Source organism: Limimaricola sp. G21655-S1 (genome assembly GCF_027213785.1).
Lineage (GTDB): Bacteria > Pseudomonadota > Alphaproteobacteria > Rhodobacterales > Rhodobacteraceae > Limimaricola.
Genome location: NZ_JAPWGO010000012.1, coordinates 54,168 through 72,145 on the forward strand (window position 1 = coordinate 54,168; position 17,978 = coordinate 72,145).

At 68.9% G+C, this 17,978-nt stretch carries 19 protein-coding genes; 1 reads left to right on the plus strand and 18 read right to left on the minus strand.

Annotated elements, in window-relative coordinates; translation table 11 throughout:
- Positions 1 to 7: 7 nt before the first annotated feature.
- Both O4G76_RS12855 and O4G76_RS12860 read right to left on the minus strand, forming a co-directional pair.
- Positions 8 to 328, minus strand: coding sequence for an H-NS family nucleoid-associated regulatory protein (locus O4G76_RS12855; protein WP_085896819.1), 321 nt, complete (start codon positions 326 to 328; stop codon positions 8 to 10).
- A gap of 104 nt (positions 329 to 432) precedes the next feature.
- Positions 433 to 1,986, minus strand: a complete 1,554-nt coding sequence (locus O4G76_RS12860; RefSeq protein ID WP_306467298.1) for a methylmalonyl-CoA mutase family protein — start codon at positions 1,984 to 1,986, stop codon at positions 433 to 435.
- A gap of 287 nt (positions 1,987 to 2,273) precedes the next feature.
- Between O4G76_RS12860 and O4G76_RS12865 the strand changes: the two genes are divergently transcribed.
- Positions 2,274 to 3,689 (plus strand): 1-acyl-sn-glycerol-3-phosphate acyltransferase, encoded by a 1,416-nt coding sequence (locus O4G76_RS12865; protein WP_269397710.1) that lies wholly within the window; start codon positions 2,274 to 2,276, stop codon positions 3,687 to 3,689.
- Here the strand turns inward: O4G76_RS12865 and O4G76_RS12870 are convergent.
- The 16 genes from O4G76_RS12870 to O4G76_RS12945 all read right to left on the minus strand — a co-directional run bounded on the left by O4G76_RS12870 (position 3,664) and on the right by O4G76_RS12945 (position 17,853).
- Positions 3,664 to 5,196, minus strand: coding sequence for an ATP-dependent RecD-like DNA helicase (locus tag O4G76_RS12870; RefSeq protein WP_269397711.1), 1,533 nt, complete (start codon positions 5,194 to 5,196; stop codon positions 3,664 to 3,666). The genes O4G76_RS12865 and O4G76_RS12870 overlap by 26 nt on opposite strands.
- A gap of 50 nt (positions 5,197 to 5,246) precedes the next feature.
- Positions 5,247 to 5,429, minus strand: a complete 183-nt coding sequence (locus O4G76_RS12875) for a hypothetical protein (protein ID WP_269397712.1) — start codon at positions 5,427 to 5,429, stop codon at positions 5,247 to 5,249.
- A gap of 100 nt (positions 5,430 to 5,529) precedes the next feature.
- Positions 5,530 to 6,294: a TIGR02186 family protein gene (locus tag O4G76_RS12880; protein WP_269397713.1), complete on the minus strand. Its 765-nt coding sequence runs from the start codon at positions 6,292 to 6,294 to the stop codon at positions 5,530 to 5,532.
- Positions 6,291 to 7,208: a sulfite exporter TauE/SafE family protein gene (locus O4G76_RS12885; protein ID WP_269397714.1), complete on the minus strand. Its 918-nt coding sequence runs from the start codon at positions 7,206 to 7,208 to the stop codon at positions 6,291 to 6,293. Before O4G76_RS12885 ends, O4G76_RS12880 begins: the two co-directional genes overlap by 4 nt.
- 96 nt (positions 7,209 to 7,304) lie before the next feature.
- Entirely contained in the window at positions 7,305 to 8,108 is an 804-nt protein-coding gene (locus O4G76_RS12890; protein WP_269397715.1) for a purine-nucleoside phosphorylase, read from the minus strand.
- Positions 8,092 to 9,063, minus strand: coding sequence for an ABC transporter permease (locus O4G76_RS12895; protein WP_085896827.1), 972 nt, complete (start codon positions 9,061 to 9,063; stop codon positions 8,092 to 8,094). Before O4G76_RS12895 ends, O4G76_RS12890 begins: the two co-directional genes overlap by 17 nt.
- A gap of 4 nt (positions 9,064 to 9,067) precedes the next feature.
- The gene (locus O4G76_RS12900) at positions 9,068 to 10,189 is read right to left on the minus strand and encodes an ABC transporter permease (protein ID WP_269397716.1); all 1,122 of its coding nucleotides are present in this window, start codon (positions 10,187 to 10,189) and stop codon (positions 9,068 to 9,070) included.
- Position 10,190: 1 nt separating this feature from the next.
- The gene (locus O4G76_RS12905; RefSeq protein WP_269397717.1) at positions 10,191 to 11,792 is read right to left on the minus strand and encodes an ABC transporter ATP-binding protein; all 1,602 of its coding nucleotides are present in this window, start codon (positions 11,790 to 11,792) and stop codon (positions 10,191 to 10,193) included.
- Positions 11,793 to 11,868: 76 nt separating this feature from the next.
- A complete protein-coding gene (locus O4G76_RS12910; RefSeq protein ID WP_269397718.1) occupies positions 11,869 to 12,864 on the minus strand; it encodes a BMP family protein in 996 nt (331 codons plus the stop codon).
- Positions 12,865 to 13,056: 192 nt separating this feature from the next.
- Positions 13,057 to 13,473 carry a GNAT family N-acetyltransferase gene (locus O4G76_RS12915; protein ID WP_269397719.1) on the minus strand — a complete coding sequence of 139 codons (417 nt, stop codon included), beginning with the start codon at positions 13,471 to 13,473 and terminating at the stop codon, positions 13,057 to 13,059.
- Positions 13,470 to 14,048 carry a tRNA (adenosine(37)-N6)-threonylcarbamoyltransferase complex dimerization subunit type 1 TsaB gene (gene tsaB, locus O4G76_RS12920; protein ID WP_269397720.1) on the minus strand — a complete coding sequence of 193 codons (579 nt, stop codon included), beginning with the start codon at positions 14,046 to 14,048 and terminating at the stop codon, positions 13,470 to 13,472. The genes O4G76_RS12915 and tsaB overlap by 4 nt, the downstream gene beginning before the upstream one ends.
- A complete protein-coding gene (locus O4G76_RS12925) occupies positions 14,048 to 14,617 on the minus strand; it encodes a NifU family protein (protein WP_085896833.1) in 570 nt (189 codons plus the stop codon). Before O4G76_RS12925 ends, tsaB begins: the two co-directional genes overlap by 1 nt.
- Before the next feature lie 92 nt (positions 14,618 to 14,709).
- Positions 14,710 to 15,165 carry a universal stress protein gene (locus O4G76_RS12930; protein ID WP_021693706.1) on the minus strand — a complete coding sequence of 152 codons (456 nt, stop codon included), beginning with the start codon at positions 15,163 to 15,165 and terminating at the stop codon, positions 14,710 to 14,712.
- A gap of 17 nt (positions 15,166 to 15,182) precedes the next feature.
- Entirely contained in the window at positions 15,183 to 16,406 is a 1,224-nt protein-coding gene (locus O4G76_RS12935; RefSeq protein WP_269397721.1) for a hypothetical protein, read from the minus strand.
- 1 nt (position 16,407) lies between these two features.
- Complete coding sequence (locus O4G76_RS12940) at positions 16,408 to 17,271, minus strand: branched-chain amino acid aminotransferase (RefSeq protein WP_269397722.1); 864 nt, start codon at positions 17,269 to 17,271, stop codon at positions 16,408 to 16,410.
- A 96-nt stretch (positions 17,272 to 17,367) separates the two neighbouring features.
- A complete protein-coding gene (locus tag O4G76_RS12945) occupies positions 17,368 to 17,853 on the minus strand; it encodes a VOC family protein (RefSeq protein WP_269397723.1) in 486 nt (161 codons plus the stop codon).
- Positions 17,854 to 17,978 lie beyond the last annotated feature (125 nt).

Consider the following 17,978-nt stretch of genomic DNA (forward strand, 5'->3'; position numbering starts at 1 on the left):
CGATAAATCAGATTTCGAAATCCGACAGGGGCCGGCCGGCCGCTTCCGCCTCGTTGATCCAGCGCGGCTTGCGGCCACGGCCCGACCAGGTCTGGGTCGGATCTTCGGGGTTGCGGTACTTCGCGGGATTCTTCGTCTTGGATTTCCGGCCCTTGCCGGCGGCGTCGGCCAGCTCGGCCAGCGAAAACCCGTGCTCGGCCGCGGCCCGCTCGGCAGCCTCGAGGGCGGCTTTACGCTCCCGCTGGGAAACGGTCGACAAAGCTTCGTCGATATCCTTCCGAAGCTTCTCGAGTTCCTTGCGGGACATTTCGTGCAGGTTATGCGCCATGGTTTCTCTTTCCGTATTAGAGCGATGTTTTCATCACTGCTCATTGTAGTGAATATTGGAAAGCTGCGAGATGGCTAAAAGTTCAGGCGAACCAGTATTTTGTATCAGGATGTATCGGATTTTCGCAACGTCACGAGCTCGGCCAAGTCATTCAGAAAGGCCTGAGCCGATATTTCGCCGGCCACTCTGAGGTGAACCTCCTTCGGAAATTCATCTTTTGTGGCGTATTTGCAATCGAAGCCCAGGAGGCAGAGCATCGGGATCATGCCGAAACCGGCTTGTCTCAATGCGTCGATGCTTTCGATCGCCATTTCGACCGATTGCGGCGAATGGATGGCGAAGATCACCACATGCGGCCGGTCGCGCGATACCGCTGCGGCGATATCGCCGGGCAAACGGCGCGGCCCGGGATCGCGCAATTCGACGCCGCAATCCTGTGCCGCGCGCAGCAGAGGCAGCCCGGCGGGTGGCCGCGCATCGAGGCCGGGGCGAACCACGAGAACGGTAACCGGACGGGCAAGACCACGGGCGGCCTGCTCAATCGACGCGCAGGCATCGTCCAGATCGCCAAGGTTCGTGACGGCGGGGATCTCGTGAACGAGCAGCGGTTCGGCCGCGGGCAGGGCGTCGGCGAGCACGCGGGCCCATTCGCCCGTCGTCACACCCGCCTTGGCGCAGGCCACCGAGGGGCCCATGATGTTGATGCCGCGCTTGGCCGCCTCGCGCAGGGCCAGAAGCGATTTCTGCACCGCGTTGCCGTCACGCTCGCGCCGCCACCGCGCCAGCGCTTCTGTCCGGTCCTCCGGCACAGCCCCGGGAGGGCGAGGCGTGACCGACAGGGAAGGGCAGATCGCCTCGCGCTCGACCCGTTCGAGTGCCTCTCGCAGCTCGGCCGCGCCAATCGCATTCTCGATCCGAGCGGGGGCTTCGGCATCGCTTCGATAAAGAACGAGGTCATCGCGGCGGGCGAAATCCGGCCCGTGTCGCTCGACCAGCAGATCGTGCCACAGCGCGGCGAGGGTCGCGCCGGCAGCGCGATGCCGCGCGCTATCGCCGGGCATCACGAACTCGACGCCTTGGGCGGCCGCACGCAGATGCTCCGGTTTCTCGCGCCGTGCCGATGCTGCGAGCAGTGCCAGCCCCGATCGCAGGGCCATGGCCATCGCGGTGACCGGATCGCCCTGCGGCGACACCTGCAGCCGCGCGCCCTGCAGATCCGGCAGAACCCGGCGGGCCCATGACAAGGTGTCCGCCCCGAGGTCCAGGGCGGCGGCGGTCGACCAGCGCGGGGCCGCCGGGGACTGCGCGTCGGCGATCACGTCGTTGCACAGCGCGCCGCGCAGCGTCGCGCCTGCCGCGCCCCGGTTCTCGGTCAGTGCCACCAGCATCGCCAGCATCCACGGGCCGGTCGCGTCGGACATGATCTCGACCTGTCCTGCATCGCCATCCGGCAAGAGCGCGGCAAGGTCACCCAGATGCGAGAGAGCGGGGCCATCGACCGCTGCCATCCCTTTCGCGAGGGGGTGATCGGAATCGAAACCCGCTCGGCTCGGCAAATCGGGCCGCAGCGTCAGGACGGCGGCATCGGATGGCCGGGGCGGCTGGCGGCGGTGATCGGTCATGGCAATCGTCCGGTTCGCGGGGGTGGGGCCGGACATGCCATGCCCGGGAAACCGGCGCTTCCGCCGGTACCCCACCACTGAAATTGGCCCGCATTCTGCGGAGCTTCATGATGAGCTTTCCGCAAGGAGGCGTCCAGACCGGCCCAAAGGAAACACCCCGGACGGGCCATCCGGCCACGGTTTCGGCGGTATGCGGGGTGATGACAAGCGCGGCGCCCAGGCGTGATCGAAACGCATCGCTCCCCCGCCCGAAGGCGTGCCGCCCCCCCCGGGCGCGATCCTGGACGCTACCGTTCCGCGCCGGATTGCGGCAGGGTCGCCCCATGTTCAGATCCGTCGAGATCCCGCTCTGGCTGCTGGTGCTGATCGTGCTTTTCGCCACGGTCACCTTTGCCTCGCATTTCCTGTTTCCCTCGGTGCGCTGGTTCTTTCGCAAGCGGATGGAGCGGGCGGTGGCACGGCTCAACACGCGGCTCGCGCGCCCGATCGAGCCGTTCAAGCTGGCGCGGCGCCACGACATGATCCAGCGGCTGATCTACGATCCCGCCGTGGCGCAGGCGGTGGTCGAACACGCGCAAAGCCACGGCGTACCCGAGAACGTGGCCTTCGAACTGGCCGGCGACTACGCCCGCGAGATCGTGCCCTCCTTTTCCGCCACCGCCTATTTCACCTTCGGCACGCGGCTGGCGAAGTGGCTCAGCCGTGCACTCTACCGGATCCGGCTGGGGGCCTTCGATCGCGACGCGCTCGACGCGATCGATCCGGGCGCGGCGGTGGTGTTCGTCATGAACCACCGCTCCAACATGGATTACGTCCTCGTCACTTGGCTGGCCGCGCGCACCTCGGCGCTCTCCTACGCTGTGGGTGAATGGGCGCGGGTCTGGCCGCTGTCACCGGTGATCCGGGCGATGGGGGCCTATTTCATCCGGCGGCGCGACCGCGGTGCCCTCTATCGCCGGGTGCTGCAGCGCTACGTGCAGATGGCGACCGCCGGGGGCGTCACGCAGGCGATCTTTCCCGAAGGCGGGCTCAGCCTGACCGGTCGCATGGCCACGCCCAAGACCGGTCTTCTGGGGCATATCGTCGAGGATTACGGCAATCACGGGCGCGACGTGATCTTCGTGCCCGTGGCGCTCAACTACGACCGGGTGCTCGAGGACCGGGTGCTGATCGGCGCGGCGGCGGCGGGAAACCGACGCTTCCGCGTGCCGCCCTCGCGGCTCGTGGGCGCGGTGCTGGCGCATCTGTGGCAACGTATCTCCGGCCGGTTCAGGAGCTTCGGCACCGCCTCGGTGGGCTTCGGCCGCCCGCTTTCGCTGGCCGAGTTCCTGGGCGGCGCGACGCCCGGACCGCAGGACACGGCGCGGCTCGCGCACGAGATGAAGACACGGATCGAGGAGGTGATGCCGGTGCTGCCGGTGCCGCTGGTCGCTGGCATCCTGCTCGATGTCGCGCCGTTGCCCCCCGAACGGATCGAGATCCGGGTCGCGGCCCGGCTCGGCATGCTGCATGCGCGCGGCGTGGCGCTGCCGCGCCGCGACGCCAAGCGGATCACCGCCGATGCGCTGGAGATCCTTCGGAAGCGGGGGCTGCTGCGCGAGGGGGGCGAGGGGCTGCGCCCGGCGCCGGGGGCCGAGCCGCTGCTGCGCTTCTACGCGGATTCGGTGGCGCACCACTTCGCACCCGCGCGGCTTGCGGCACCTGTTCCGGCCGCTATTCCCCTGCCGCCTGCGCGCTGAGCTCGAAGGGCGCGGCCGGGGCGACGAGGTCGTCGGTGTTCAGGCTGTCGCTCGGCTTGGCCAACATCGAGCGCACCACCCAGCGCAGCTCGCGCTCGGCGCGGGTGATCGCGACATAGGCCAGCCGCTTCCATAGCGGCTGCCCGGCCTCGACCCGGCCCATGCGCGAAGCGATCTCGATGTCGGGAGCAAAGACCTGCACCGTGTCCCACTGGGACCCTTGGGCCTTGTGGATCGTCACCGCCGCGCCGTGCAGGAAGGTGGCCCCCATCCGCGCGGCATAGGGGATGAAGGGCTCGGCGTCGCCCTCCTGCTCGATCCGCACGATCGAGGCGGCCGAGAGCTGCGGCTCAGGCGCGCCCATCACATGCAGCCGCGAGAAGCCCGGCTTGCGACCGGGACCCATATAGACCACCTGCGCGCCCTTGATCAGGCCGCGCGCCTCGAGGTCGAGCCGCTTCTTGCGATGCTTCAAGGGCAGCTCGATGCCGTCGCAGATCAGCGGCTCGCCGGGCAGCAGATCGCCCTCGGGCGCGCCATAGGCGGCGCGGAAGGCGTGGATCAGGCGAATCCGCGTGGCATTGCGCCAGACCAGCACCGGCGAGCGCGCCATCAGCTCGGCCTCGACCCGCCGCGCCATGACGACGCGCTCGTCGCGGTTCGCGGCCTCCTGCACCAGCCGCTCGAAGGCGTAGAAATCGACCTGCGGATCGGCCAGCGCATGGGCAAGGTCGAGGATCGGGTTGTCGGCGTCCTGCCGGTGAATCCGGTGCAGGACGTGCTTGTCCTTGTCGGGCATCGCGTCGAACACCATGCCGCCCGAGGATTGCACGGGCGGCAGCTGCGCCGGGTCGCCGAACAGCACCAGAGTCGGGAAGATCTCCTTGAGGTCCTCGACCTGCTTTTCGTCGAGCATCGAGCTTTCGTCGATGAAGCCGATGTCGAGCGGCTCCTCGCGACGCTTCCAGCCGGTGATGAAATCCGAACCCCTGAGCCCGGCCGCGGCCAGCGCCGCGGGCACCGAGCCGTGGGTGGCAAAGGCACTGGCGGCGCGGGCCAGCGCCTCCTCGGACAGCCCCTCGATGTTGGGACGCTCGCCTTCGCCCGCGAGCCATTCGGCGATCTTCTCGTATTCCGGATCATAGACGGGGGTGTAGAGGATGCGGTGGATCGTCGTCGCGGGCACGCCGCGATTGCGCAGCACGCTCGCCGCCTTGTTGGTCGGTGCGAGGATCGCCAGCGTGCGGCGGTCCTTCTTCTTGCGGCCCTCCCAGTCGCCCGAAACGATGTCGACGCCGGCCTCCTTGAGCTTTCGCGTCAGCTCGGCGAGCAGGAGCGTCTTGCCCGAGCCGGCCTTGCCGATGACGGCGATGGCGCGGCGCGCTTCCGAGGCGGGGGCGCTCAGCAGCTCGTCGTCGAGATCGATGCCGGTGAGGCGCAGGAGCTGCGTCACGGCATCCCAGGCTTCGGCCTGGTCGGAGGAGAACGTCACGGCGGGAAGTGTCATGGCGCGACCCTATCCCCGCGCCGCAGCGGGGGCCAGAGGCGGGGCTGCGCCTATTCGGCACGCCGCGACAGCAACAGCGGCGGCTCGCCGCGCTCCGTTCGCTGCGCGGCGGCCAGTTCATGCGCGGCCTGACCCGCGGCGAGTGACAACCTATTGGCGAGTTGGGGCAGCCCGTTGCAGCGGGCGTAGGTTTCAAGATCGCTCAATACCTCGAACATCCAGCGATGAGACATCGGTGCTCCTCTTGGCCTGTGTGCAATTCCCCCAAATGCCAGGCTAGCATGAGGATACGGTCACCGGGGAGCCGCCGAATAGCCGGGATTTTAACGGGTCTCAGCGCCGCCAGCCGGCGAAGGCGGCCGAGGCCGCCCAACCCGCCATGATTGCCAAGGCCAGCGACATCAGCCCGTAAAGCGCAGCCCGCTCCTGGGCGAAATTGTAGAGCCAGCGTTCGATGCCGACCTTCTGCACGCCGATCACCGTTTCGTAGCTGTCGACCACCGCGCCCTCGCGCGTGAGGAATATCCGCGTGGTGTAATTGCCCTCGACGAGGTTGGCGGGGAGCGCCAGCGAGGTGCGGAACAGGGTCTCCTCCTCGAGGTCGACGGCGCCCTCCTGCAGCCGGTAGACATCGGCGTCCTCGCGGATCCGCACCAGCGCCGAGACGTAATCCCCGGCGCCGGCGATGCGGTTGCCCACGGCGCGGATCGCGCGCGGGATCGAGATCGCGTGACGCAGGTCCTCGGTGGCGGTCAGCACCTGCGCCAGGGGCGCGGTGGTGGCCACCGCGTAGAAGGAGGGTGCGGCATCCACCTCGAAGGCCTCGGTGTTGGTCCAGATCCCGGCGCGGCGTTCCTTGCGCCGTACCATGGCCGGGGCGAGCGGGCCGGAGACCGTCACGATCACCTGCAACGGCGCCGCGTTCGGGGGCGGCGGCGCCTCGCGCCGCACCGCGCCGAAGATCAGGATCTCGGAGCCGTCGAAGGTGGCGGTGATCGCCACCTCGTCGCGGCTCAGCCCGAGCACGATCTCCTCGGCGCGGGCGGGCTGGGCGGCGGGCATGGCAAGCGCGACGAGCAGGATGGCGAGCCGGATCATGCGGCGTCCACCAGCTCGATCTCGTAGAGCTCGGCCGGCCGCAGCACGAGGCCGAGCGCCAGTTGGCCGCAGACCGCGAGCACCAGAAGCGCCAGCAGGATGCGCAGCTGTTCGGCGCGCATCCGCGCGCCGATGCGGCTGCCGAGCTGCGCGCCGACCACGCCGCCCGCGATCAGCAGCAGCGCCAGGGCGATATCCACCGTCTGGTTGGTGATGGCGTGCAGCATGGTGGTGAAGGCGGTGACGAAGATGATCTGGAACAGCGAGGTGCCGATCACCACCTTGGTCGGCATGCCGAGCAGGTAGATCATCGCCGGCACCATGACGAAGCCGCCGCCCACGCCCATGATCGCCGCCAGTACCCCGACCGCAAGCCCCACGAGCAGTGGCGGGATCATCGAGATATAGAGGCCCGAGACGCGGAACTTCATCTTCAGCGGCAAGGCGTGGACCCAGTTGTGCCGGCGCCGCTTGGGCCGGGCGCCGGGGCGGCGCGACTTCACCAGCGCGTTCACGCTCTCGACGAACATCATCGCGCCGACGGTGCCAAGGAAGATCACGTAGCTCAGCTCGACCAGCAGGTCGACCTGGCCCCGCGCCCGCAGCCAGTTGAAGACCACCATGCCCAAGGCCGATCCCGCGAGCCCGCCCGCGAGCAGCACCGAGCCCATCGCGATGTCGACGGTGCGTCGTCGCAGATGCCCCAGCAGTGCCGAGAAGGAGGAGGCGACGATCTGGTTGGGGGAGGTGGCGACCGCGACCGCCGGGGGGATGCCCGCGAAGAACAGCAGCGGCGTGATCAGGAAACCGCCGCCGACACCGAACATGCCCGACAGCACGCCCACCAGCCCGCCGAGGCCGAGGATCAGGAAGATATTGACCGAAACCTCGGCGATGGGGAGGTAGAGCTGCATGATCGACCCCTTGCGGTAGGTCGATTAAGGCAGCCCCCGCCGGGTTTTCCAAGCCCCGGCAGGGAAGAATGCCGCGATGCGGCGGCGGCGCTTCGCTCAGCCTGCGTCGCGCAGCATCCGGCGCAGAACCTGCTCGAGCTTGGCCGCGCCCAGCGGCGCCATCGCCTTGGTGTGCTCATGGCCGATCGCCTCGTCGGACATGCCGGCGGCCATGTTGGTGATCGCCGAAACGGCCATCGTCTTGAGCCCGAGGAAGCGGGCGAGGATCACCTCCGGCACGGTCGACATGCCGGTCGCGTCGACGCCCAGCGTGCGCATCGCGCGGATCTCGGCCGGGGTCTCGAAGGAGGGGCCAGAATACCAGGCATAGACGCCCTCGTGCAGATCCACCCCCTCGGCCTCGGCCGCCGCGCGCAGCTTCGCACGCAGTTCCGGGTCGTGGGCGTCGCCCATCGGCACGAAGCGGGCATCGGTCTTTTCGCCGATCAGCGGGTTCAGCCCCGAGAAATTGACATGATCCGACAGCGCCATGATCGAGCCGGTGGGCATGTCGGCGCGCAGGCTCCCGGCGGCGTTGGTCAGGATCACCGCCTCGGCGCCGAGCGCCTTGAGCACCTCGAGCGGCAGCCGCATCTCGTTGGGATTGCCGTTCTCGTAGTAATGCGCCCGGCCCCCGAACACCGCGACGCGCTGCCCCTCGAGGTTCCCCACGGCGAGCACCGGGTTGTGGCCCGACACGCCCGCATGCGGGAAGCCCGCGAGCTTGTCATAGGGGATGGCGACGCCGTCGACGGCACCGGCGATATGGCCGAGGCCGGAGCCGAGGATCAGCCCGTATTTGACCGGTTCCTGCCCGGCCTGGGCCCGGATCAGGCCCGCGAGTTCAACGCTCTTTGACATAGGGTTCGCCTCCGGCGCGGGGCGGGATTGCGCGGCCGACGAAGCCCGCGAGGATCACCACCGTGAGAATGTAGGGAAGGGCGTCGAGCAGCTGCACGCCCACTTCGAAGCCGAGCGTGCTCTCGATCACGTCCGGGCGCAGCGCCAGAGCCTGCAGGAAGCCGAACAGCAGGCAGGCGCCGAGCGCGTACCACGGCCGCCACTTGGCGAAGATCAGCGCGGCGAGCGCGATATAGCCGCGCCCGGCCGTCATGTCCTTGACGAAGCCCGCCTGCAGGCCGGTCGAGAGATAGGCACCGGCGAGGCCGGTGAGCAGGCCGCAGATCGCCACGGCGGCAAAGCGCAGCCCCACCACCGAGATGCCGGCGGTATCGACGGCGGCGGGGTTCTCGCCCACCGCACGCAGCCGCAGGCCGAAGCGGGTCCGGAACAGCACCCACCAGGTCACCGGCACCGCCAGCAGGCCGATATAGACCAGCAGCGAATGCCCGGAGATCAGCTCGGCATAGATCGGGCCGATGAACGGAATGTCGCCGCGCATCTCGCCGGCCAGCGGCAGGTCGATCGTCTCGAAGCGGGCGCTGCCCGACAGCTGCGGCGTGCGGCCGCCCTGGCCGAACCAGCTTTGGGCGATCACCACGGTGAGGCCGGCGGCGAGGAAGTTGATCGCGACGCCGGAGATCAGCTGGTTGCCGCGGAAGGTGATCGAGGCGAGGCCGTGGATGCCCGAGAGCATCAGCGCCGCGCCGATGCCCGCCGCGGTGCCGATCAGCACCGAGCCGGTGACGGCGGCAACGGCGGCGGTGAGGAAGGCCGAGGCCAGCATCTTGCCTTCGAGGCCGATGTCGAAGATGCCCGCGCGCTCGGAGAACAGCCCGGCGAGACAGGCCAGCAGCAGCGGCGTGGCAAGCCGGATGGTGGTGTCGAGCACCTGAAGAAGGGTCAGGAAATCCATGGGCTCACTCCGCCGGTTCGGTCTTGCGGGCGGGCTTCGGCGCCGGCCTCAGCCTCAGGAACATCGCCTCGAGCGGCATCCGCACCATGTTGTCGAGCGCGCCGGTGAACAGGATCACGAGCGCCTGGATCACCACGATCAGCTCGCGCGGGATCGAGGTCCAGAGCGCCAGCTCGGCGCCGCCTTGGTAGAGAAAGCCGAAGAGCAGCGCCGCGAGCAGCACGCCGAAGGGATGGCTGCGGCCCATCAGCGCCACCGCGATGCCGATGAAACCTGCCCCCTCGACAGCGTTGAGCACCAGCCGCTCGGCCTCGCCCATGACGTTGTTGATCGCCATCATGCCCGCCAGACCACCGGACATCAGCATGGTCACGACGATGATCCGGGTGGGCGAGATGCCCGCGTATTTCGCGGCCGATTCAGACTGGCCGAAGGCGCGGATCTCGTAGCCGAGCCGGGTGCGCCAGATCAGCGCCCAGACCGCGACACAGGCCAAGAGCGCCACGAAGAACGACACGTTGACCGGCGCGCCGCGGAACAGTGCCGTCTCGGCGGTCGAGAACATGTCTTGGAAGGTCGGCAGATGCGTGGCCTCGGGGAATCGGCCCGTCGCGGGCTCCATCGAGCCCGAGGGCTTGAGCGCGCCGATCAGTAGGTAGTTCAGTAGCGCCGCGGCGATGAAGTTGAACATGATCGTCGTGATCACGATGTGGCTGCCGCGCTTGGCCTGCAGCCAGGCCGGGATCAGCGCCCAAGCCGCGCCGAACAGCGCCGCGCCGACCGCACCGCCCAGAAGCGCGAGGGTCCAGTGCGGCCACGGGATGAAGAGCGCGATCAGCGCCACGCCGAGGCCGCCCAGCATCGCCTGACCCTCGCCGCCGATGTTGAACAGGCGCGCATGGATGGCAATCGCCACGGCGAGGCCGGTGAAGATGAAATTGGTGGTGTAGTAGAGCGTGTAGCCCCAGGCATAGGTCGAGCCGAGCGAGCCCTCGACCATCAGCTTCAGCGCGGCCCAGGGGTTCTCGCCGATGGCGAGGATCACCAGGGCCGAGAGCAGGGCGGCGAGGATCAGGCTGATCAGCGGGATCAGCACGACATCCGCCCATTGCGGCATCTTCTGCATCTCAGGCCTCCTTCGCGGCGCTGGCGCGCTTCTTGGCAAGGTTGGCCTCGATCTCGGCCTCGCTATGCGGTTTGTCGGTATCGGTGATGCCCGCCATCAGCAGGCCCAGCTCACGCTCGTCGGTTTCGGACGGCAGGCGCTCGCCCATGATCTGGCCGTCGAACATCACCGCGATGCGGTCCGACAGCGACATGATCTCGTCGAGTTCGACCGACACCAGAAGCACGGCCTTGCCCATGTCGCGCAGCGCCACGATCTGCTCGTGGATGAACTCGATCGCGCCGATGTCGACGCCGCGGGTCGGCTGGCCGATCAGCAGCAGGTCGGGATTGCGCTCGATCTCGCGCGCCACGACGATCTTCTGCTGGTTGCCGCCAGAGAAGTTCTTGGCGGCGAGGTTCGGGTTCGGCGGGCGCACGTCGAAGCGCTCCATCTTCGCGGCGGCATCGGCCTTGATGGCCGCGTTGTCCATGAAGACGCCTTTGTTGAACTCGGGCTTGTCGTGGTAGCCGAAGGCCACGTTCTCCCAAGCGGTGAAGTCGAGGATCAGCCCCTCATGGTGCCGGTCCTCAGGGACATGGGCGATGCCCCGCGCGCGCCGGGTGCGGGCGTCGGACTTGCGGCCCGTCAGGTCGATCTCCTCGCCGTTTAGGCGGATCGTCCCCTCGGCCTTGCGGTAGCCGCCCAGCACCTCGAGCAGTTCGGATTGGCCGTTGCCGGCGACGCCGGCGAGGCCGAGGATCTCGCCGGCGCGGATCTCGAGCCCGATGCCGCGCAGCCGCTCGACCCCCTTGCTGTCGATCACCGTCAGGTTCTCGACCTCGAGGATCGTCCGGCCCGGCGTGGCGGGGGCCTTCTCGACCTGCAGCAGCACCTTGCGGCCGACCATCAGCTCGGCCAGCTCCGGCGGCGAGGTCTCGGCGGTCTGGACGGTGGCGGTCATCTCGCCGCGCCGCATCACGCTCACCGTGTCGGTGATCTCCATGATCTCGCGCAGCTTGTGGGTGATCAGGATGATCGTCTTGCCTTGGTCGCGCAGCCCCTTGAGGATGCGGAACAAATGGTCGGCCTCGGCCGGGGTCAGCACGCCGGTGGGCTCGTCGAGGATCAGGATGTCGGCCTGCCGGTACAGCGCCTTGAGGATCTCGACACGCTGCTGCATGCCGACGCCGATATCCTCGATCCGCGCGTCGGGATCGATGTTGAGCTCGTATTCGGCCGCCAACTGCTTGAGCTGGCGCCGCGCCTTGGCGAGCGAGGGGCGCAGCATCGCGCCTTCCTCGGCCCCGAGCACGACGTTCTCGAGCACGGTGAAGTTCTGCACCAGCTTGAAGTGCTGGAACACCATGCCGATGCCGGCGCGGATCGCGGCCTGGCTGTCGGGGATCTGGGTCGGGCGGCCATTGATGAAGATCTCGCCCGCATCGGCCTTGTAGAAGCCGTAGAGGATCGACATCAGGGTCGATTTGCCGGCGCCGTTCTCGCCGATGATGCCATGGATCGTGCCTGGCATCACCCGGATCGAGATGTCCTTGTTGGCCTGCACGGGGCCAAAGGCCTTAGAGATGCCCTTGAGCTCGATCGCGGGGGTGTGGTCGGTCATGTGATGTCCGGTCCTCGGGTGCGAAACGGGGCCGCGCTTTGCGGCGCGGCCCCTCGTGTCATGCCCTTGAGGGCGATCAGAAGTCGAGCGAGGGGCAGCTCTCGTCGCTCATGTAGTCGTGCACTTCGATCTCGCCGGAGGCGATCTTGGCCTTGGCGTCCTCGACCGCCGCGGTCATCTCCTCGGTCACCAGCGCCTCGTTGTGCTCGTCGACGGCGATGCCCACGCCCTCGTTGTTCACGCCCATGACGTTGATGCCGGTCTCGATCTCGGTGCCGGCCTCGAAGGCGTCGTAGACGGCGTTGTCGACGCGCTTGACCATCGAGGTCAGCACCTTGCCCGGCTGCAGGTAGTTCTGGTTGCTGTCGACGCCGATCGACAGGATGCCTTGGTCGGCGGCGGTCTGCAGCACGCCGATGCCGGTGCCGCCGGCGGCGGCATAGACCACGTCGGCGCCCTGGGAGATCTGCGCCTGGGTCAGCTCGGAGCCCTTGACCGGATCGTTCCATGCGGCGGGGGTGGTGCCGGTCATGTTCGACAGCACGGTGATGTCGGGGTTCACCGACTTGGCGCCCTGGGCGTAGCCGCAGGCGAACTTGCGGATCAGCGGGATGTCCATGCCGCCGATGAAGCCGACGGTGCCGCTCTCGGAGGCCATCGCCGCCATCTGGCCGACGAGGTAGGAGCCCTCATGCTCGTTGAAGATCACCGAGCGGACGTTGGGCTGGTCGACCACGCCGTCGACGATCACGAACTTGGTGTCGGGGTAGTCGGCGGCGATCTCTTCGAGCGGGGTCATGAAGGAGAAGCCGACGGTGACGATCGGGTTGTTGCCGGCCTCGGCGAAGCGGCGGAGCGCCTGCTCGCGCTGCGCATCGGACTGCAGCTCGACCTCGGCATAGGAGTTGCCGGTTTCCTCGGCCCAGCGGGTGGCGCCGTTATGCGCGCTCTCATTGAACGACTTGTCGAACTTGCCGCCCAGGTCGAAGACCAGCGCCGGGTCGGCCAGTGCGGCGCCGGCCGAGATCGCCAGCGCGGCGGTCGCGCCGAGGAATTTCGCGAGATGAGTCATCTAAAGCTCCCTGTCAGGTCACGGCGCGGTGCCGTCCCAGCGCCGCGCGTCTGCCGGTCATGCGCCGGCTCATGGCAGGATAAGGCAATGCGCGGCGCTTTCGGGTCAACTGATTTTTCCATGATTTGCGCCAAGTCACCGGGACTTCGCAGCGTTACGGCCCACCTCTGAGGCGACTGACGCAGGGGTATGTTATCGCAATGGGCGGGTAAGGATCAGCGCCGCCGCGGGCGATTGCCCGGCCCGTGGATAATAGCCCGGCCGCCGACCGGCCCGTGCGTATCCCATCCGCTCGTAGAGCGCCCGCGCCGGGGCGTTGTCCTCCGCCACCTCGAGAAAGATTGTCACCGCTCCGGCAGCCCGCGCGGCGTCGTGAAACGCCTCCAGCGCCGTACGGGCGCGGCCCTGCCTGCGATGATCGGGGTGGGTGGCCAGCGTGATGATCTCGGCCTCGTCCAGGGTCACGCGGCCCAGCACGAAACCAGAGGCGTCGCCCGCAAGGATCGCGCCGGGCGCGGCAAGCAGCGCGGCGAACTCCTCCGTGCTCCAGCCGCGCTCGTCCGGGAAGGCCGCCGCATAGGTCGCGGCGAGGGCCCGCGGCGCGCTCATTCGATCAGGACGGGGGCCGGGTCGCGCGGCGGTGCCGCGTCGGCGGGGCGGACGTAGAGCGGTGCCGGGCGCGGCTGCGGCGTCCCGGCACGCTCGCGGGCGATCCGCGCGATGGCGCGCACGAGGGCCTCGGGTCCGGGGCCGTGCAGCACCGCGCCAGCCTCGGCGGCGGGGGCGAGGCGCGGGGCCTCGGCACCGGCATCGGTCAGCCGTTGCAGCCAGAGATGGTCGCGGGGAGCGGGCAGGGCGACGGTAACAGGGCGCGGATGCTCCAGCGCCGCCGCCTCGAAGCCCGAGACCCCGATGGCCGGGATGCCCAGGCCCAGAGACAGGCCGCGCGCCGCCGAGACGCCGATCCTCAGCCCGGTGAAGTTGCCGGGCCCGGTGCCGACGCCGATCGCCGCGAGATCGCGCCAGGCCAGCCCCTCATGCTGCAGCAATTCCTCGAGAAACGGCATCAGCCGCTCGGCCTGGCCCTTGGCCATCGGCTCGACACGGGTAACCATGCGATCGCCCAGATGCAGAGCGGCCGCGCAATGCGCGGCCGAGCTGTCGAATGCCAGTAGCGGACGCATCAGGCTGCGACGGGCCGGACCTCGACCACTTCGGGGATGTAGTGGCGCAGCAGGTTCTCGATGCCCATCTTGAGCGTCAGCGTCGAGGAGGGGCAGCCGGCGCAGGCGCCCTGCATGTGCAGATAGACCACACCACGGTCGAAGCCGTGGAAGGTGATGTCGCCGCCATCCTGCGCCACGGCGGGCCGCACGCGGGTGTCGAGCAATTCCTTGATCTGCTCGACGATGGCGCCGTCCTCGCCGGTATGTTCGGCATGGCCGCCCGAGGCGCTGTTCGAGGTGCCGTCGTCGATCGCCGGGGCGCCGGACTGGAAATGCTCCATCACCGCGCCGAGCACGGCGGGCTTGATGTGATCCCACTCGACGGCTTCGGTCTTGGTCACGGTGACGAAGTCGGAGCCGAGGAACACGCCGGCCACGCCGCCGGTCGCGAAGATGCGCTTGGCCAGGGGGCTCGACTGCGCGGCTTCCTCGGAGGGGAAATCGGCCGTGCCCATCTCGAGCACGGTCTGCCCCGGCAGGAACTTCAGCGTCGCGGGGTTCGGCGTGGATTCGGTCTGGATGAACATCGGACCACCTTTCGTTTCAGGTCCCCGATATGCGCCTCGCCGGACCCGAAGTCAAGATTTGGAACGGTTCTAAATCGCCCGTCGGCAGTGGCTCAGGTAATCGCCTCGAGCCGCTCCTTGGAGATGTCGCCCGGCACGATGGTGATCGGCACCGGCAGGCTGCCGGCCTCGCGGGTGAGCTGGCTCACCAATGGCCCCGGTCCCTTGCGGTCGTCGCCCGCGCCGAGCACCAGCACGCCGATCTCCGGGTCCTCGCGGATCTGGGCGAGGATCTCGGGCACCGCTTCGCCCTCGCGGATCACCAGATCGGGATGCACGTTCTGGCGGTCGCGCATCCACTTGGCGAAGACCTCGAAATGCACCTCGATGCGCTCGCGCGCCTCGGCCCGCATGATCTCGCCCACCCCCACCCAATGGTTGAACTCGTCCGGGGGGATCACCGACAGGATGGTGACCCCGCCGCCGGTCTTGCCCGCGCGCATTGCCGCGAAACGCATCGCGTTGAGGCATTCGCGGGTATCGTCGAGGATCACGAGGAACTTGCGCATGGGTCGTCCTGTCGGAGCTATTCGGCCGGAGTGTGACCCAGCACCGGACGCGGGGCAACCGGGCGGTGTATGGCCGGGCGGCGCAGCGGCGGGTCGGGGCGCAGCTGCGGCTGCGGCCGGGTCAGCGGCGGCTCGGCGCGCGGGGTGGGGGCCTTGTGCGCCGCCTGCCGGAGCTGCGCTTGCACCGGCGCGCGGATCAGCGACAGCAGCATCCGGCCGACCCGCTCACCGAGGAAGATCAGCACCTGTCCCGCCAGCAGCCACAAGAGCGCCGCCGCGCCGATCGCGAGGTCCGACAGCCGCACCAGCGCGCGGAAGGCTCGGCCCTTGCCGAGAATGTCGAGCGTGGCGCGGGTGTCCGGACCGGCGGCGTCCGAGAGCCGCGCCAGCCGCCGCGCATCGGCGGCGTCATCGACGTGGCGCAGCATCAGCACCGCGTCGGTGAGCGAGCTATTCGCGGCGACGCGGCCCAGATCCGAGGCCAGCTCGCCCACCCGGGCAAGCTTCACCGGATCGGCCACCTCGTCGAGACCCATCTTGCCCAAAGCGAGATCGTCGAGCCGATCCGGCCGGAAGCCGACATCGGACAGCCGCCGCAGCTCGTCGGCGAAGCTCGTGCTGACGGTGCCGAGCCGCCGCGCCAGCCGCAGCGAGGTCGCGCCGACCTTCACCGTGGCGCTGGTGCCGCCCGAGGCCAGCACCAGGCCGGTGGCCCCGAGCCCGACGCCCGCGAGCGCCACCTCGATGCGGTCGATCTCCTCGCCGGCGATGCCGGCCTGCGCCGCCCGCCTGAGCGCGTTCAGATCGCCCAGCGGCGTCATCTCGACGGTGACGCCGCACATCGCCAGAAGCGCCACGCGCGGGCAGGCGGTGATGTCGGCGGCGCAGACGGCACAGTTACGTGCCGCCGCCAGCGCCCCGGTCTCGCGCGCCTCCAGCGCCTGCATGCGGCCCAGAAGCGCCGGCGAGGGCGCGATGCCGTGACGCCCGCCCACCGCCGAAACCATGCGCATCGCGTCGAGATCCTCGGCCAGAAGCGCCCGGTCCATCTCGGCCATGTACCATTCCGGCGTCACCTCGCGCGCCAGGGCCGCGCGCAACTCCAGCGCCACCGCCTCGGTGCTGCGCTCCAGATAGGGCGCGGCGAAGGGGTTCTGCGACATCAAGAGCGCCAGCGCCACCGTGCTCAGCGCGACGGGCAGGAACGCCAGCAGCCGGTCGAGGGCGCGCCAGAGCCGCATCTCAGCCCGCCGTCGCCGCCCAGTCCCAGTACATCTCGCGCACCCGCTTCGTCACCGGGCCGATCGCATAGGCCGTGTCGTCGAAGGCGGTGACCGGCGTGACCTTGTGCATGTTGCCCGACAGGAACACCTCGTCGGCGGCGTGCACGTCCTCGAAGGACATGGTGACCTCGTGCACCTTCACGCCATCGGCGCGCAGATTGGCGATGTGACGCGCCCGCGTGATGCCCGCGAGGAAGGTGCCGTTGGGGATCGGGGTGAAGACCTCGCCGTCGCGCACGATGAAGACGTTGGAGCTGGCGCTTTCGGCGACATTGCCCAGCGCGTCGGCCACCAGCGCGTTGCCGAAGCCCTTCGCGCGCGCCTCGGCGATCATCCGGGCGTTGTTGGGGTAGAGGCAGCCCGCCTTGGCGTTGACCACCGCATCCTCCATCACGGGGCGGCGGAAACGGGTGGTGGTGAGCGTGGTCGAAGCGTCGGGCGGCGCCATCGGGATCGTTTCCAGCGCCACGGCGAAGCCGGTCGCGCCCTCCTTGGGCAGGATGCCCAGATGGCCACCATCGAGTGCCCAGTACATCGGTCGGATGTAGATCGCGGCATCCTTCGGGCAGGCGGCCAGCCCCTCGCGGACGATGCCGACCATCTCCTGCGTCGAGACGGTGGGGGTGATCATCAGCGCCTCGGCCGAGGCATTGGCCCGGGCACAGTGGCGGTCGAGATCGGGCGCGAGGCCATGTGCGTAGCGCGCACCGTCGAACACCGTCGTGCCGAGCCACGCGCCGTGATCAGAGGCACGGATCACGGCGATGTCGCCCTTGTGCCAACGCCCTTCGTAATAGGTCCGGATATCGGTGCCCGTCGCCATGCCTGTCCTCCGCTTTGGAGCGCAGGCTAGGCCAGCGGCGCATATCGGTCGAGAGGCGGCGGCGATCCGCCGATCCGCAACGCCCGGGCGTTGCGCTCAAGCCTCGGCCAGCAGCGCCTCGAGATCGAGCCGGGCATTGCGCATCGAAAGCCCGCCCCCGGCATCGCGCGGCCAGTCGGCCTCGGCGCGGTCGCGGTAGATCTCGACCCCGTTGCCGTCCGGGTCGCGGAAGTAGATCGCCTCGCTCACCCCGTGATCCGCGGCCCCCTCGATCTCGACCCCGGCCGCGATGACCCGCCGCAGCGCCTGCGCCAATGACTTGCGGTCCGGGTAGAGGATCGCGGTGTGGAAGAGACCGGTATGGCCCGGCGGCGGCGGCACCGCGCCGAGGCTCTCCCAGGTGTTGAGGCCGATATGGTGGTGATAGCCCCCGGCCGAGAGAAAGGCGGCGCCGGCGCCGTATCGCTGCATCAGCTCGAAACCCAGCACCTCGCCGTAGAAGGCGATGGCACGGTCGAGATCGGCGACGCGCAGATGCACGTGACCGATGCGGGTCGCGGCAGGGGCGATGGTGGTGGTCATTTCGGCTCTCCGGTCCTGACGGGTTCTACCGCCCAGATAGGGGCTCCGCCCGGGGCGCGGCAGTCGCCAGTTTCGCACGGCATCGGTGCAACAGCGCGAAAGCGCGATGCCGCCGCTCGCGCCGA